Origin of the sequence: Candidatus Tisiphia endosymbiont of Nedyus quadrimaculatus, from assembly GCF_964059235.1 — a bacterium.
Lineage (GTDB): Bacteria > Pseudomonadota > Alphaproteobacteria > Rickettsiales > Rickettsiaceae > Tisiphia.
Genome location: NZ_OZ060452.1, coordinates 945,989 through 961,561 on the forward strand (window position 1 = coordinate 945,989; position 15,573 = coordinate 961,561).

The 15,573-nt window shown below is 31.1% G+C and carries 17 protein-coding genes and 3 pseudogenes; 11 read left to right on the forward strand and 9 right to left on the reverse strand.

All coding sequences use genetic code 11. From position 1 onward, the window contains the following. Positions 1–128: 128 nt before the first annotated feature. The 3 genes from AB3211_RS04430 to AB3211_RS04440 are packed head-to-tail and all read right to left on the reverse strand — an operon-like array spanning position 129 to position 2,309. Positions 129–839 (reverse strand): ATP-binding protein, encoded by a 711-nt coding sequence (locus tag AB3211_RS04430; protein ID WP_367363726.1) that lies wholly within the window; start codon positions 837–839, stop codon positions 129–131. A gap of 5 nt (positions 840–844) precedes the next feature. Next, the gene (gene istA / locus AB3211_RS04435) at positions 845–2,047 is read right to left on the reverse strand and encodes an IS21 family transposase (RefSeq protein WP_367363727.1); all 1,203 of its coding nucleotides are present in this window, start codon (positions 2,045–2,047) and stop codon (positions 845–847) included. Next, a complete protein-coding gene (locus tag AB3211_RS04440) occupies positions 2,019–2,309 on the reverse strand; it encodes a LuxR C-terminal-related transcriptional regulator (RefSeq protein WP_367363728.1) in 291 nt (96 codons plus the stop codon). The genes istA and AB3211_RS04440 overlap by 29 nt, the downstream gene beginning before the upstream one ends. A gap of 210 nt (positions 2,310–2,519) precedes the next feature. Here AB3211_RS04440 and AB3211_RS04445 point away from each other — a divergent pair, with 210 nt between their 5' ends. Then, a complete protein-coding gene (locus AB3211_RS04445; protein ID WP_367363729.1) occupies positions 2,520–2,786 on the forward strand; it encodes a PIN domain-containing protein in 267 nt (88 codons plus the stop codon). A gap of 547 nt (positions 2,787–3,333) precedes the next feature. Here the strand turns inward: AB3211_RS04445 and AB3211_RS04450 are convergent. Together AB3211_RS04450 and AB3211_RS04455 are read right to left on the reverse strand one after the other, a co-directional pair. Further along, positions 3,334–3,615, reverse strand: a complete 282-nt coding sequence (locus tag AB3211_RS04450; RefSeq protein WP_367363730.1) for a CopG family antitoxin — start codon at positions 3,613–3,615, stop codon at positions 3,334–3,336. After that, the gene (locus tag AB3211_RS04455; protein ID WP_367363731.1) at positions 3,602–3,907 is read right to left on the reverse strand and encodes a toxin; all 306 of its coding nucleotides are present in this window, start codon (positions 3,905–3,907) and stop codon (positions 3,602–3,604) included. Before AB3211_RS04455 ends, AB3211_RS04450 begins: the two co-directional genes overlap by 14 nt. Positions 3,908–4,256: 349 nt before the next feature. Here AB3211_RS04455 and AB3211_RS04460 point away from each other — a divergent pair, with 349 nt between their 5' ends. The 7 genes and pseudogenes from AB3211_RS04460 to AB3211_RS04490 all read left to right on the forward strand — a co-directional run bounded on the left by AB3211_RS04460 (position 4,257) and on the right by AB3211_RS04490 (position 8,001). After that, entirely contained in the window at positions 4,257–4,439 is a 183-nt protein-coding gene (locus tag AB3211_RS04460; RefSeq protein WP_341757657.1) for a hypothetical protein, read from the forward strand. A gap of 121 nt (positions 4,440–4,560) precedes the next feature. After that, positions 4,561–5,118 (forward strand): annotated as a pseudogene (locus AB3211_RS04465) (MFS transporter); the annotation flags it as partial. Positions 5,119–5,284: 166 nt separating this feature from the next. Then, on the forward strand, positions 5,285–5,575 hold the full coding sequence (locus tag AB3211_RS04470) for a LuxR C-terminal-related transcriptional regulator (protein WP_367363728.1): 291 nt from the start codon (positions 5,285–5,287) through the stop codon (positions 5,573–5,575). Continuing rightward, the gene (locus AB3211_RS04475) at positions 5,547–5,708 is read left to right on the forward strand and encodes a hypothetical protein (protein WP_367363732.1); all 162 of its coding nucleotides are present in this window, start codon (positions 5,547–5,549) and stop codon (positions 5,706–5,708) included. Before AB3211_RS04470 ends, AB3211_RS04475 begins: the two co-directional genes overlap by 29 nt. Continuing rightward, on the forward strand, positions 5,666–6,748 hold the full coding sequence (locus tag AB3211_RS04480; protein WP_367363733.1) for a transposase: 1,083 nt from the start codon (positions 5,666–5,668) through the stop codon (positions 6,746–6,748). Before AB3211_RS04475 ends, AB3211_RS04480 begins: the two co-directional genes overlap by 43 nt. Next, on the forward strand, positions 6,749–7,459 hold the full coding sequence (locus tag AB3211_RS04485) for an ATP-binding protein (RefSeq protein ID WP_367363726.1): 711 nt from the start codon (positions 6,749–6,751) through the stop codon (positions 7,457–7,459). 392 nt (positions 7,460–7,851) lie between these two features. Next, entirely contained in the window at positions 7,852–8,001 is a 150-nt protein-coding gene (locus tag AB3211_RS04490) for a hypothetical protein (RefSeq protein ID WP_367363734.1), read from the forward strand. Positions 8,002–8,151: 150 nt separating this feature from the next. On the opposite strand, the gene AB3211_RS04495 is transcribed toward AB3211_RS04490, so the two are convergent. Then, positions 8,152–9,035, reverse strand: a protein-coding gene (locus AB3211_RS04495) for an IS630 family transposase (RefSeq protein WP_367363735.1) whose coding sequence is annotated in 2 segments (ribosomal slippage) — positions 8,152–8,712 and positions 8,715–9,035 — 882 coding nt in all. Because the reading frame shifts where the segments join, the coding sequence is not laid out codon by codon here. Positions 9,036–9,325: 290 nt separating this feature from the next. On the opposite strand from AB3211_RS04495, the gene AB3211_RS04500 reads away from it, so the two are divergent. Next, positions 9,326–11,575, forward strand: coding sequence for a tetratricopeptide repeat protein (locus AB3211_RS04500; RefSeq protein WP_367363736.1), 2,250 nt, complete (start codon positions 9,326–9,328; stop codon positions 11,573–11,575). Positions 11,576–12,160: 585 nt separating this feature from the next. After that, positions 12,161–12,536, forward strand: a pseudogene (locus tag AB3211_RS04505) (helix-turn-helix domain-containing protein). Positions 12,537–12,677: 141 nt separating this feature from the next. Here the strand turns inward: AB3211_RS04505 and AB3211_RS04510 are convergent. Next, positions 12,678–13,199, reverse strand: coding sequence for a pyrimidine dimer DNA glycosylase/endonuclease V (locus AB3211_RS04510; protein ID WP_367363737.1), 522 nt, complete (start codon positions 13,197–13,199; stop codon positions 12,678–12,680). A 216-nt stretch (positions 13,200–13,415) separates the two neighbouring features. After that, positions 13,416–13,631 (reverse strand): annotated as a pseudogene (locus tag AB3211_RS04515) (transposase family protein); the annotation flags it as partial. A gap of 52 nt (positions 13,632–13,683) precedes the next feature. Between AB3211_RS04515 and AB3211_RS04520 the strand changes: the two are divergent. Further along, a complete protein-coding gene (locus AB3211_RS04520) occupies positions 13,684–14,676 on the forward strand; it encodes an IS630 family transposase (RefSeq protein ID WP_367363738.1) in 993 nt (330 codons plus the stop codon). Here the strand turns inward: AB3211_RS04520 and AB3211_RS04525 are convergent. After that, the gene (locus AB3211_RS04525; RefSeq protein ID WP_367363739.1) at positions 14,666–15,247 is read right to left on the reverse strand and encodes a transposase DNA-binding-containing protein; all 582 of its coding nucleotides are present in this window, start codon (positions 15,245–15,247) and stop codon (positions 14,666–14,668) included. The two genes, AB3211_RS04520 and AB3211_RS04525, sit on opposite strands and share 11 nt — an antisense overlap. Positions 15,248–15,573: the final 326 nt, after the last annotated feature.

Below are 15,573 nucleotides of genomic sequence, written 5' to 3' on the forward strand. Positions count from 1 at the left end.
AGCCTTGTAATCAGCTATTGCCCCCCCTAACCACATAAAAAAATTAGTTAATTTTGGTTAAAATTCAGATAGAATTTTCTAAAATCATTGTAATTTTTAATTAATACCGTAGTCTATTATTTTAATCTTTAATCTACATCTTTCCCTCCTCTAAAACTTTTATTACCAGTTTCTATGATTTGACAATGATGTGTCAATCTATCGATAATTACTTTTGTTGCCTTAGCATTACCAAACATATCATTCCATTCTTCAAATCTCAAATGGGTAGTAATGATCACTGAAGTTTGCTCATACAATTTAGCAAATAACTCAAATAACAGGAATCTAGCTTCGCCTTTTATTGGTACATAGCCTAATTCATCTACTACAATCAGATGGAATCTCTTAACTGAATCGATGAATTTGCTTTCATAATTATGGATTCTAGCATTAAGCAATTGGCTAGCTAATTCATTTAAAGTATAAAATCTTACCCTGTAACTTTTTTCAATGGCGGTGAACGCCAAACCAATTGCTAGATGAGTTTTTGCAGACCCAGAACCACCTATGAACATGATATTCTGATGATTATCAATCACTTTTTGTATATCAATATTTTCAACCAATTTAGCTTGGCATGTATCTGATAGTAACTTTATGGTTGGGAACTTAGCTAGTTGCAACCTATAACCTAGCGAGCGTGACTTCTTATATTCACACTCTGCTTCAAGAAGTTTCTTTAACACATCATACACACTAGTAGTAGGGACATCATTTGTTAAATTACTTGACTCAGCTAACTGCATCTTCATACCGACTAAACCTAATTTATCTAATAACAATATTAAGTCTTTCATTTAATTTAATTTACCTCCGTTGTTAAATGCAACTTGCTATAAATACTACAATCAGCATCAGGAGGATTTTTTAGCTGAATAAACTCAGTCTCTTGGATATCTAGTTTCATTGCTGGTTGCAACAAATATTGCTCAACTAATTTAGAGCTACAGCCGCCAGCAGCAATTGTTAGGTTACAAGCATTTGTTACCTTTTCTAATCCATACTTATTAACAAGTAGCAGGATATCTATAAATTGTTTATCACCATCCTTGTAAGTCTCTAACTTATTTCGTAGTTTGCCAAATATCTCAGGTAACAAACTCATTAACTCTTTGAACGGTCCACCATTACGTAAAGCACCGGGTTTACGTTCTAGAGCTGCTATATAGTGCCATGGATTATAATTCTTCTGATAGCGTTTAAAACTACGAACATGCTCTGCAATAATCTTGCTTTCATGTAAAATCACTATTTGCCAAGCATAGGATTTAATCTGTACGCTAAGTCCCACATATTCACACGGAACACTATACATATTGCTGTCGTATTGTATTAAACTCAAAGGTGATACGGTCGTTGGATGTAATCTATAACCGGTAAACTGCCCTCTATATCCTATTAAATATGCCTTCTCTTCCTCATATATTTCTAGAATCGTTCTTTCTGTAAATTCAGGATGTCTTTTAGTTTTAGCCCACTCTATAGACATCTCTCTTAGCTGAATGTTAATAGCTTCATAACTATCTCCTTTCAATATTGGAGTAAAAAAGTTACGTCTAGTGTCTCCTACTTGTTTCTCAACCTGTCCTTTCTCCCATCCTGATGCTGGAGTACAGGCAAGTGGCTCAAATAAATGGTGAGAGACCATTTGGATAAACTTCTCGTTAAAGATACGATCCTTGCCAATCAATATTTTTTTGACAGCCGTCTTCATATTGTCATAAATACCATTCTTACAACAACCAGCAAAAAACTTGAAAGCTTGAACATGGGCATCCATAACCATTTCCAGCTGCTCATTAGGATAAACCACTACCAAAGAATAACGACTATAGCATAGCTTTATTCTCGCTGCTTTAACTCTAGTAACCTCCCCATTTAAACATATTTCTTCCTCTCCCCAATCAAACTGAAACGCCTGACCAGCTTCAAAATTTAATGGAATAAAAACTTGCCCGCCCCTTGCCTCGTATTCTCTACGGAAGTTTCGTACAATTAGATTCACAGATTCGTAACTTCCTGTATAACCCGATATCTGAAGCTGTTGGTATAGCTGCCGTCATTCTACGTCGAACCGACTCCTTGCTATTCTCTGCTAATAGCTGATTTAGTACTTCAAGATGATTGCCAAGAACAGGCTTACCTTTGCTATATTTTGCTAACTCAAATTTAGTTTGATTGCTGCAAATGACTTTTTTTACTGTATTCTTTGATATATTCAGTTCTCTAGCAATTGCTTTAATTGCTTTGCCATCAACGTAATACATTCTACGTATTCTTCCAATTGTTTCCACTATAAACAACCTTTTAAAAACTCCTTAAAAAAATATTAAAAATATTAATTTTTTGGAGATATTGTTACTTATTTAGGGGGGCAATTTTCATTACAATTTTTCCCTTAAAGGGGTCAATAGCTGATTACAATTTACAGCCGCTCCTTGCATGATCTTTAGTATTGGGCTCTATGGGAAATTGCTATGCTTAAATTAAAAAAACGTATTAACATTTATGAACCTATAAAAGACTTCCTAGAATCCATAGCTAATATTAACGGATTATCTATCAAAGATATTTCCCCAGAAATTGCTGCAGAAAGTATTTCTCTTATGGATGAGTTTCATGGCGATCCAACTGATAGAATTATTGTGGCTACAGCAAAATGTTATGGGGCTACGTTACTTACCAGAGACCAAAAAATTCTTACCTGGGCTAATTTAGGGCATATTAAATCGTTGTCAACCTAGCCGATTTCTGCAAGTTACCTAATCACCATAATTCTAATTTATTATCTATTTAATCGATAATAATTAGTATAAGATAAATATGTTTTGTATTTGTACCAAAGTTAGCTCAAGACTCGATACATAGTGTGCTAGGTCAACACTTCTATGGCTGATCTTTCATCAGCTAGCTCATTTACACTTCGTGGCACACCAAAGGTTGAAGTGTAAATTTGTCACTTATACTTAAAAGCGTTCTAAATTAGACGATCTTTCCTAGGAAAAGATAGAAATTATAGAATGGTTAGGGATATTTAATGTTTTTGTAATATATTCTTGCTAAATAATATTGAAATAAAGCAAAATATGAAATTGTTAGTGGTCACATTAGGGCTGCATTATTACTTTAATGGATCACCCACAATTATTACAAAATTATTAGGATAATTTAACTACTTTGTAATATAAGTAGCAACTTAATTGGTACAATAAAACTTTACTTTGACTGTACTAAAACCAAAACCTAAATACAACATAATAGCTTATTCATTTGTGGCTACACATCTTCAATTTATAAATGTCCTGCAGAATATTTATGAAGAATACTAGCTATAAGAGTTTGATAAGGTAATCCTTCATAAGCAGCTTTTTGTTTGATACGATTCAAATCGCTGCTAGAAATACGAATATTAATTCTCATATCCTTTTGTAAATAATTGTTTGCTGCTTCTAAAGCTCTTTTTTTTTCTTGCTGAATGTTTTTTATTGTTTGCCATTCTTCATTATCAAAAGAATTAGATAGCAGTTCTTCTTCTTGATCAAGTAATATTTCTGAGAAATCATTTTTTTTCATAGCTCTTCACCTCCTTTAAATATTTTTGTGTTGCTTTACGATTAGGAAAAATTGTTTTAAGAAAAATTGTTCCGTCATCTCCAGTAACGAAAGGGACAAGATAAATATAATGATTAAACTTAACAACATACATTCGTTGATTAGCGTACTTTTGTGAATTAGGATGCTCAATTACGTCTAATATACAATTACTTTCAATAGCCGAAATTATCTCTTCAAAACTTATCCCCCTTTCCAGTATAAGTTTTTGATTTTTTTCTGATGAAAAATTGTAAATATATTTTTTTATCATTCAATCATGGTATGACAATATATGCCTTTTGTCAACATATATCATTGTAATTGTCACTAACCGTTCACCTGAACAGATACCCATCAAGACGTACCCCCCATTTTTAGCTGGACTTCATTTTACAAAAAATTACAGTTATCCAAAACTAACCAGTTTGCTTGCGTCATTTATCTATTAAATATTTACGCCATTTATGTCATTTTTCAAAGTTGAGTTCAGCAGATTGTGTAAAAACCTTATAAATTCATTCTAGAATTATCAAAGTGAAGTTCAATTTTATCATAGACAAGTTCAATATATTGTGATTTTATCATAGACAAGTTCAATATGTATAAAAATCAAGATGGCTATGGATAATATTTCCACGATTGATGATAAAATTCTAATTGCAGAGCGTACTAAGGAAAGCATAAACACTGCTAGACTAAAAGGTAAAATACATGGTAGTCCTGCATTAGATAAAGGAAAACTTAGTTCAGCGTTCAAGTTAAATAAAACAATAATATCTTTAACCAGTTTAATTGGACTATAGCATAACCTATTGATTATGAGCAAACAATTGAAAATCTTTATCGAATTTATCAAGAACTTACGTGAAATACAAAGTACATAGTGTTATTGAGTAACTACTTAAAATATATGGTTAGATAATTATGAGCAAATTTGTCCAAGCAGATATAAGAATTATTGATAATCAGACTAGTCTAACTAAAGAACAAAAAGAAGCAGTTGGGTTGCTTTCGATAGGTACATTCCTAGAGTATTTTGATCTGATGCTATACGTACACATGGCTGTATTGTTGAATGAGTTGTTTTTTCCAAAAGCTGATCCTTTTAGTGCTTCATTACAGTCTGCTTTTGCATTTTGTTCCGTTTTTGTTTTAAGACCAGTTGGTGCATTCGTTTTTGGTCAAATAGGTGATAAGATTGGTCGAAAAATAACTGTTGTTATTACAACATTTTTAATGTCTCTTTCATGTATTATAATAGCTACTCTTCCGACATATGAACAAATAGGTATAGCAGCAGCATGGCTAGTTACCCTATGTCGTATGCTACAAGGTATTTCTTCCATGGGAGAAATAGTAGGGGCAGAGATTTATTTAACTGAATTTGTAAGACCCCCTATGCAATATCCTGCTGTAATGTTAATTGCAATTTTTTCTATTTTAGGGGGAACAACAGCTTTAGGCATTGCCTTCGTTGCAACTAAGTGTAAATTGTAATCAGCTATTGACCCCTTTAAGGGAAAAATTGTAATGAAAATTGCCCCCCTAAATAAGTAACAATATCTCCAAAAAATTAATATTTTTAATATTTTTTTAAGGAGTTTTTAAAAGGTTGTTTATAGTGGAAACAATTGGAAGAATACGTAGAATGTATTACGTTGATGGCAAAGCAATTAAAGCAATTGCTAGAGAACTGAATATATCAAAGAATACAGTAAAAAAAGTCATTTGCAGCAATCAAACTAAATTTGAGTTAGCAAAATATAGCAAAGGTAAGCCTGTTCTTGGCAATCATCTTGAAGTACTAAATCAGCTATTAGCAGAGAATAGCAAGGAGTCGGTTCGACGTAGAATGACGGCAGCTATACCAACAGCTTCAGATATCGGGTTATACAGGAAGTTACGAATCTGTGAATCTAATTGTACGAAACTTCCGTAGAGAATACGAGGCAAGGGGCGGGCAAGTTTTTATTCCATTAAATTTTGAAGCTGGTCAGGCGTTTCAGTTTGATTGGGGAGAGGAAGAAATATGTTTAAATGGGAGGTTACTAGAGTTAAAGCAGCGAGAATAAAGCTATGCTATAGTCGTTATTCTTTGGTAGTGGTTTATCCTAATGAGCAGCTGGAAATGGTTATGGATGCCCATGATCAAGCTTTCAAGTTTTTTGCTGGTTGTTGTAAGAATGGTATTTATGACAATATGAAGACGGCTGTCAAAAAAATATTGATTGGCAAGGATCGTATCTTTAACGAGAAGTTTATCCAAATGGTCTCTCACCATTTATTTGAGCCACTTGCCTGTACTCCAGCATCAGGATGGGAGAAAGGACAGGTTGAGAAACAAGTAGGAGACACTAGACGTAACTTTTTTACTCCAATATTGAAAGGAGATAGTTATGAAGCTATTAACATTCAGCTAAGAGAGATGTCTATAGAGTGGGCTAAAACTAAAAGACATCCTGAATTTACAGAAAGAACGATTCTAGAAATATATGAGGAAGAGAAGGCATATTTAATAGGATATAGAGGGCAGTTTACCGGTTATAGATTACATCCAACGACCGTATCACCTTTGAGTTTAATACAATACGACAGCAATATGTATAGTGTTCCGTGTGAATATGTGGGACTTAGCGTACAGATTAAATCCTATGCTTGGCAAATAGTGATTTTACATAAAAGCAAGATTATTGCAGAGCATGTTCGTAGTTTTAAACGCTATCAGAAGAATTATAATCCATGGCACTATATAGCAGCTCTAGAACGTAAACCCGGTGCTTTACGTAATGGTGGACCGTTCAAAGAGTTAATGAGTTTGTTACCTGAGATATTTGGCAAACTACGAAATAAGTTAGAGACTTACAAGGATGGTGATAAACAATTTATAGATATCCTGCTACTTGTTAATAAGTATGGATTAGAAAAGGTAACAAATGCTTGTAACCTAACAATTGCTGCTGGCGGCTGTAGCTCTAAATTAGTTGAGCAATATTTGTTGCAACCAGCAATGAAACTAGATATCCAAGAGACTGAGTTTATTCAGCTAAAAAATCCTCCTGATGCTGATTGTAGTATTTATAGCAAGTTGCATTTAACAACGGAGGTAAATTAAATGAAAGACTTAATATTGTTATTAGATAAATTAGGTTTAGTCGGTATGAAGATGCAGTTAGCTGAGTCAAGTAATTTAACAAATGATGTTCCTACTACTAGTGTGTATGATGTGTTAAAGAAACTTCTTGAAGCAGAGTGTGAATATAAGAAGTCACGCTCGCTAGGTTATAGGTTGCAACTAGCTAAGTTCCCAACCATAAAGTTACTATCAGATACATGCCAAGCTAAATTGGTTGAAAATATTGATATACAAAAAGTGATTGATAATCATCAGAATATCATGTTCATAGGTGGTTCTGGGTCTGCAAAAACTCATCTAGCAATTGGTTTGGCGTTCACCGCCATTGAAAAAAGTTACAGGGTAAGATTTTATACTTTAAATGAATTAGCTAGCCAATTGCTTAATGCTAGAATCCATAATTATGAAAGCAAATTCATCGATTCAGTTAAGAGATTCCATCTGATTGTAGTAGATGAATTAGGCTATGTACCAATAAAAGGCGAAGCTAGATTCCTGTTATTTGAGTTATTTGCTAAATTGTATGAGCAAACTTCAGTGATCATTACTACCCATTTGAGATTTGAAGAATGGAATGATATGTTTGGTAATGCTAAGGCAACAAAAGTAATTATCGATAGATTGACACATCATTGTCAAATCATAGAAACTGGTAATAAAAGTTTTAGAGGAGGGAAAGATGTAGATTAAAGATTAAAATAATAGACTACGGTATTAATTAAAAATTACAATGATTTTAGAAAATTCTATCTGAATTTTAACCAAAATTAACTAATTTTTTTATGTGGTTAGGGGGGGCAATAGTTTATTACAATAGGGGGGCAATAGCTGATTACAATTTACAAACAAGATTGAAATTTTGATTGCCAACAACTAATATCATCCATTAAATACCTAACACATTATTTTAATTCTTATAATTATACTAAACTAAAATATTAGCTATTTACAACCATTTATTATTTTTATTTCTTAAAAAATATGAATACTTTTTAACTTTAATGCCTAGCATTTTGTTTGGTATACTACTCATAAATGAAGGGTTGCAAAGATAGGAGAGATATTGTAGAGTTTAGGAGATTATGAGTAAGAATGTATTGACAAAAGAACAAAGAGAGAAGTTGAAGGAACGTCATAAGACAGAACGAGACGGACGCATACGTGATCGTATTAAGGCAGTGTTTGTAAATTGTAATGAACTATTGACCCACCAAACCATAGTAAAAAATTAAATGAATTATAGTTTTTTGATCAGATTTTAACCATTATTAAAATTCAGATTCAGATAATATTTCACTATACTCAGTTGATAATTTTTTTATTACAATATTGCTCTTTACTAATTTACATCTTTCCCTCCTCTAAAACTTTTATTATAGCACTTAACATATAGGTTCATACATTATTTTAAATGTTCTACAACTTGCCTCAAATACAGAAATTCCTTTATCTAATAATTTTCTAATGTTATTTTTTATCGGAAACCAATGATGTTCAATAAGATTTAAATCAGGGGAATAAGACGGTAAGAATTTTAGTTTACAGCCAGCTTTTTCGATTAATTCTTTAGCCCTTTTGGATTTGTGAAAGCTTGCATTATCAGCAATGACAACCTGTCCAAGCTTTAGCTCCGGCACAAGACAATTTTCTATATAAGCTTCAAACACCTTACTATCACAGCTCCCTGTAAAGACTAGTGATGCGATTAAACTATTCCGATTTAACGCACCAATAAAACTTGTTCTTTCACTACGTCTCCCAGATTTACTTCCATTACAACGACTTCCTTTCATTGACCATCCATATTCATATGATTCATTATCATTTATGCCAGCTTCATCAAGATAAACTCGTTTCTCTATCAGCACTTTTTCTAATTCACTGAGAAAATCTTGTCGCTTTCCTTCATCTCTTTCTTTATACGCATATGTCTTTTTTTTCGAGTAATATTGAGTTTCTTTAATGCACGACTGATAGTCATTATACTTACAGTATTATCTAGTTTTTTTGCTATCTCTGTAAGCGTTAAAGAGTTATCTTCTTTTATTAAATTACCAAACGCTAATAAATCAGGGATTTTATGACCATACCCTTTTTGGTATCCTTCTTTTGCCTTTATATCTCCAGTTTGTTTCTTTAATCTAATCCATACATAGAGCATTGACCGACTAATTTTAAAGGTCTCGCATGTAAATGCTATTTTTTTATGTTTTTCATAATGTTCTATAACTCTAGAACGTAAATCATAACTGTATGGTGACGGCATATTTCTATTATATAATTTTTTTCTTATCTATTATTATAACTAATATCTAACTATATGTTAACTGCTATAACAAAAATTCCATCCGACAAACTGTTTCTGATGGATAAACATATTGATAACCTGACATTAGCTTTTTTATTTTTATTCTATAACTTAAATTATACCATCTTCATTCTATATTGAAAGATAATTAGTATAAATCGATGTCTTGGGGGATGCTATCGCATCTATTGTAAATGGTAGAAAAATTAGGTATAGTCAAATAAAAGATATATGCAGAAGCTCAGTGTATGAAAAAATTTTTAACATTATTTATATTACTAATTATTTATAGTAATACTTTTGCTCAAGAACAAGTATCTAATTTAATCACTCCAGTTAGTTATTTTGTCAATCATGAACAACAACTTAAAATCCTTGATGAATATTTAAGTAAATATAGACAAGCAAGTATAGTTGGTACTAGTGGTATAGGGAAAACTCAACTAATTAGGATGTATAGTTATGAGAATAAAAATAATTATGATCTAATTTGGTTTTTTGATTGTAACCTTGATTTTAATGAACAATTTGTCAGATTAGCTAAACAACTCAATATGATCAAACAAACTAATATATCTGAAGCAGTTGTTTTAGCAAAAAAAGAAGTAATATCATATTTAACTTCTACTAATAAGTGGTTATTGGTGTTTGATAATTTAAAAGTTAATGAAAATAAAAAAGTACAGGACTTAATTGATTGGGAACATAATGGTCATGTTGTGTTTTGTTCGCAAGATAATGAAAAGTTACCTAATATTATAGCAATGCCTATACTTGATAAGCCTACTATCGTAGCTTTGGCTAATAGTTTATTGGATAATAAAGAAAAAAACAGTATCGAATTTTTAATGCGATCTTTCAGTGGTTACCCAATACTTATAGTACAGGGAGCTCAATTACTTAACAAAATTAAAGGTTTAGATAAAGAGGAATATAAAAAGAAAATTTATCAATCGACTGATAAAATAGCAACGAATGTTAATATGGCTATTCAAGAATTAACACCAAGTGCAATAAAGTTATTGAATAAAATAGCTTTATTAAATAACCAAGCTTTTTCAAAACAGCTTCTTACCATCATTACTGATCATAAAGATACTTTAGATGATGACGTATATCAATTATCTAAATTTATGTTAATCAGTAATATTAATTCTAGCGAGGATAACCCTATTTTTGAAATGCATGACATAGTTAGCAATAAAATAATGGAACTAAATGGTGATAATAATAAAATATATTTAGAAAATATTATTAGCAAATTACCTAAACCAAAAGGAACTTATTCGGGATATTTGTGGAGAAGTGGCAACACTATACCAGAAAATTTAGAAATTCTTTTAAGTAACTCTGAAAAATATAATATTAATTTATACACAATACTTACTTTAAGAGTTGAGTTAGTTGCTCTATATATGAACACTTATAACTATAACAGCAAAGTGCAACAAATGGCTGATTTGTTTGATCAAGAAGATAAAAACAAGGCATTTAAATTGTGGCAAATGTCTGAATCTCAAAAGTCTTACTATGCTAGGTATTTAATGATAATAGGAGGATATTATCATATAATGTTAAATCTTGAAAACGCTATTGTTTATTTTACTAAATCATTAAAGATTTTAGAGAAACTTGATAATGATGAAACTACTTATTCCTTGAAATTTAATGTTTTTATTAATATCTCTCTATCTTATATACTTTTAGGCGAAATTAAATTAGCTGAAGAATTTCTTAACAAAGCAGAAAAACTAGTAAAACAAGGAGTAATACAAGAAATTGATATATCTATGATATATAATTTAAAAAGTGCATTATGTGAGATGCAAGGCAAATATCAGGAAAGTTTAGAATGGGAAGATAAAGTTATTGAGCTACGTATAAACAATGGAGTACATAGTAATGACCTAACCTTTTCTGGATCCTATATATTGAGAGCAAGTATATTGAATTCTCTTGGTAGATATCAAGAAGCCTATATTCAAGCTCAGCAGCTATATGATATGCTTAAGACAAAGTATAAGGATAATGAAATATTTGCAGATCTTTACGTAGAAATGGCAAGAAGTGAATTAGGTTTAGGTAAAGTAGATAAAGCTTCTGAATACATTAATAAAGCTATTTCAATATTTTTAGCACATGAAAACATAAATCCTAAGGCAACAAATTATTCTAAAAATTTCAATTTAGCCGTCAGTTATGCAATAGAAGGTGATATTTTGTTTACTCAAAATAACCTTGAGCAAGCCATAGAATCTTATAAAAAAGCGTTTGTTATATATCATTATTTATATAAAGATAAAAGTAAAAATATTGCTCAAGTAAGTGAGTTATACAAAAAAGGAGCAAAAGCTGCCTGTAAAAACAAAGATTTATATAATTATAAATTTTTTGGCAAGTCACAAATTAAGGAGTTTGGCATACACCATCCTAATACCGTTGATATGTTTGAATATTGCAAACAATATAATATGGATTTGTGGGCCAAGAACCGTTAAGGGGATCTAAGCTGTGTAGTTTATATAGGTCTAGGACTAAGGATCAGGTTTTAAACAACTTACTAAAGATGGGTTACTATTTTTAGCCTTACCCCAATTACGATTGTAAGTTATATTTTATTTCCTGTAACTTCACTAAATGTTGAGTTTTAGGGTATGATGGTTAGTAATATGTAAGATTAAAAAAGCAATTGCTATAAATTATTCAGATCAGGATCACTACTAGAGCTTTGTTCAGAAGATTTACCATTGTCAGTATCTTTAGTAGGTGCAATCCTACCAATCATTTCATCTAGGGATACTTGAGTAGATATAGAAAACGATGATTTACTGCATGCAGCAGCTATACTTATTATAAAAACTTTTATAGATTTGGTAACGAATGATTAAATTTTAATATAGATCAATAAGTTCGACTTTTTTATTGCTTTATTAGTTATATATCAAAGGTAAAAATAAGGTTACTTTTATAATAATAAATTAAATTATTGACACGTTAAGTAACTTATCATAACATAATCTTAGAAAACTTGAAGAGTATAATGAAGGCTTTTAAGATATGATACCATCAATGTTAAAAAAATGATAGCAAGAAGAAATGACTATTTACATAAGATCGATCAACTTATTGGAGAAAAGATTTATTCTCTAAGACTTGCTAAAGGATTGTCACGACAACAACTGGCGGATATAGTAGAAGTAACGGGGCAGCAGTTACAAAAATACGAAAGAGGCATTAATAGGTAGATTAGTTCTTATTGCTAAGGCACTAGATAAAAATATAGAGTATTTTTATAAAGATTTAGAAGATGCTGATACTGTACAGCCAGTATTTGTTGAAAATCAGCATATGTACATAGAGGTTTCAAAGAATTTTATGAAAATTCGTAGTTCAGAGCAGCAGCAAGCGGTTAATGCATTGATACGATCTTTAATTACTAAAGAAGTTAAAACATCATAAAGTTATAATTAGTAATAGTGCTTGAAAAACAAGAGTATGGAATAAGAGAAAGCGATAAACAGACATAAGATTTACAACAACTAAGTATTTTTATAAAATTAGGCAGTGTAAAGGCGAGAATGGTTAGCTGCGTAACATCAGTTAATAATTTTGAATATATTTCTGAGTATACCACTCTGGAATAGAACGATTTGTCCATTTTGGTTTTATTATATCGTTATTCCATTTTACAGTTAAGTATTGCTGATATGCTTTAAAAGTATTAGAGTGATTAGAAAAATCAATTTGTAAATAGTCTGATTTAGTGCAATTGACGAATGGTGTCATATTATTATCGTCGATTAAATGCGAAGAATATTTAAGTAAGTTGCTGATTAATTGTTGAGTTTTATGTTTCTTATGATAACGATGTGTATATTCATGACAAAGAGCTATAAGATGTTCAGAAAGCCAAAACCAGTTATTTCTATTTGAAGATGTCCAAATAGTACAAGGGTGTTTCAAATGGGTAGGTTTATAAATATCAGGATATACAATTTGACTATTGCAGAAAATAGCAGTACTAAGTAATTGAGCAGACTCAACTATCATTTTTAGGACTCGTTTATTATCAAGTGCCTGTGCTGATAATATTGGACAAATATTAGTAATAAAAATGTTCATAATATTAATTATACTCAATTTCTTTAATTTGATCTACCGTTCTCATATCGAATTTGGTCTTTATTTGCATATTTAATCCTTGATTACTTTTGCTTTATTACAGAATTTACCTTTCATATCAAATATTTGTACTACTCCTTCTGTATGAATATCGTGAGCTTTATCAACTAGATATTTTTGCTGTGGTGGAAACCATTAGACCTCTTTCGAAACTGGTTAACGTAGTTCAAAATTATAAATGCCAGAGATCAAATTAAATCTAAGACCGAATCTTTTACGTCTATTTCGATATTTGTCAGCAATAATTTTGAACCGTTTTAGCATACCAATAACGTTTTCATTCAGAACTCTTTCTCCTGCTAACCTACGATTATTCTTTTTATCATTTTTAGTTAAAGGATTTTTCTTGCTTTTTTTCTTTGGTATACTACTCATAAATGAAGAGTTGCAAAGATAGGAAAGATATTATAAAGTTTAGGACATTATGAGTAAGAATGTATTGACAGCAGAACAAAGAGAAAAGTTGAAGGAACGTCATAAGACAGAACGAGACGGACGCATACGTGATCGTATTAAGGCAGTTTTGATGTATGACGATGGGTATAGTAATATAGAAATTGCTAAGGTACTACTATTGAGCCACGAAGCGATAAGAAAACATATTGTTGATTATCAAAAAGCCAATAAGCTTAATACCGACAATGGGGGTAGCGCAAGCAAATTAAGTGATGGTGAGAAGACAGAATTAGTGACTCACCTAGAAGCAAATAATTATGTTTATGCAAAAGATATCATGCATCACATTGAGAATAAATATGGGGTGACATATACGATAACGGGAGTAACAAAATTACTATACAAACTGGGGTTTGTTTACAAGAAGCCGAAAATAGTACCGGCTAAGCTGGATTTTGACAAGCAAGAATTATTTAAGTTAAACTACAGTTTGCTAAAAGGGAATCTCAGAGATAAGGAAGCCATATATTTTATGGATGGTGTTCATCCTCAGTATCAAGCAAGGGCAAGGTGCGGTTGGATAAGAAAGAACCAAGATAAGACCTTACCAACATTCAGTGGCTGGAGAAGAAAGCACATGATTGGTGCTATTAACCTAGCCAATTTGCAATTAGTAAGCACAGAGACCCCAAAAATAAATGGGGAGCAGATAGTTAATTTTCTACAAAGGTTGGAAGAGGAGAATAGTGACAAGGAAAGAATATATTTAATCTGTGACAATGCTAGTTACCACAAATCCAAGAAAGTTAAGGAATACCTAGTAAATACTAAAATAGAGCTAGTATTTTTGCCACCATATAGTCCAAATCTTAACCCAATTGAGAGATTATGGAAGTTTATGCACAGTATTACAACTAATAATAAATTTTATCATAATTTTGAACAATTTTCGGAAGCAATAAACAAATTTTTCAGCAACATCGCCGATTATAAAGATCTGACAATTAGCCTTAAGTTTTAGTTGACATCAAATAAAACATTTGTGTGATTGAATAAAAAATTTTCAGAGCTGTCCACATAGTTTTTATACCTGGAGGAGCAGAGTGTTTTGTATGTTTGTATCCACTAAGTCTAGCAATTAATAAAACTACCTCTTTTATACTAGGTTCATTATTTAAAGTAGTACACAAACTGGAATGTTGGATAATACCATATTGCTCTGTATTACCATTTTTCCCTATCCTACCAATGTCAATCTTGGCTTTGTGCTTAGTAAAGTTAAGATACGTACTGTCTTGTATCACTAGCAATAAATTATCATTATTGTTGTTAATTCTATCAGTAGTTTGCCTAAAATGCGACTCTATTAAATGATCATTGTTAACTTTGTTATTAACAAAAAAATCATAAGCTTGTCTTTGATCTTGTGGATTATCAAAAAGATTTTTAATACAGCTTGTAAATTTTGCCATTAGGGCTGTAAAAATCTTTAAAGCTCTTGATTTAAGACGTTGATCTTTTAAAACTAAACTTTCAAATTCTGATTCAAAAAATAACTTATTACTTCCTTCTCCTAGTCCTACACTACTCAATTGCTTGCCTCAAATCTTAAAAAATAAAATTTAATATTATCTTATTTCTTTTTTATCCTTGCAATTAAAACTTAAGGCTAATTGTTAGGGGATTGACATCGAGCGTGCAGAGAATAATAATTATTCTTACATCAAACTGAGGTTACTATACCTTTCTTTAAAGCATTAGTAAATTTCTTTTGTTCAGAATTAAATAATTTCCTACTTCAAGAGTTGTGAAAACAACTCTTGAAGTAGGAGAAGTATATCTTTTACACAAGAGGATTTTGTATTAAATTATAAAACTACTTGACAGGGTTTTTCTTATAGTTTAGGTTGCTTGGAAA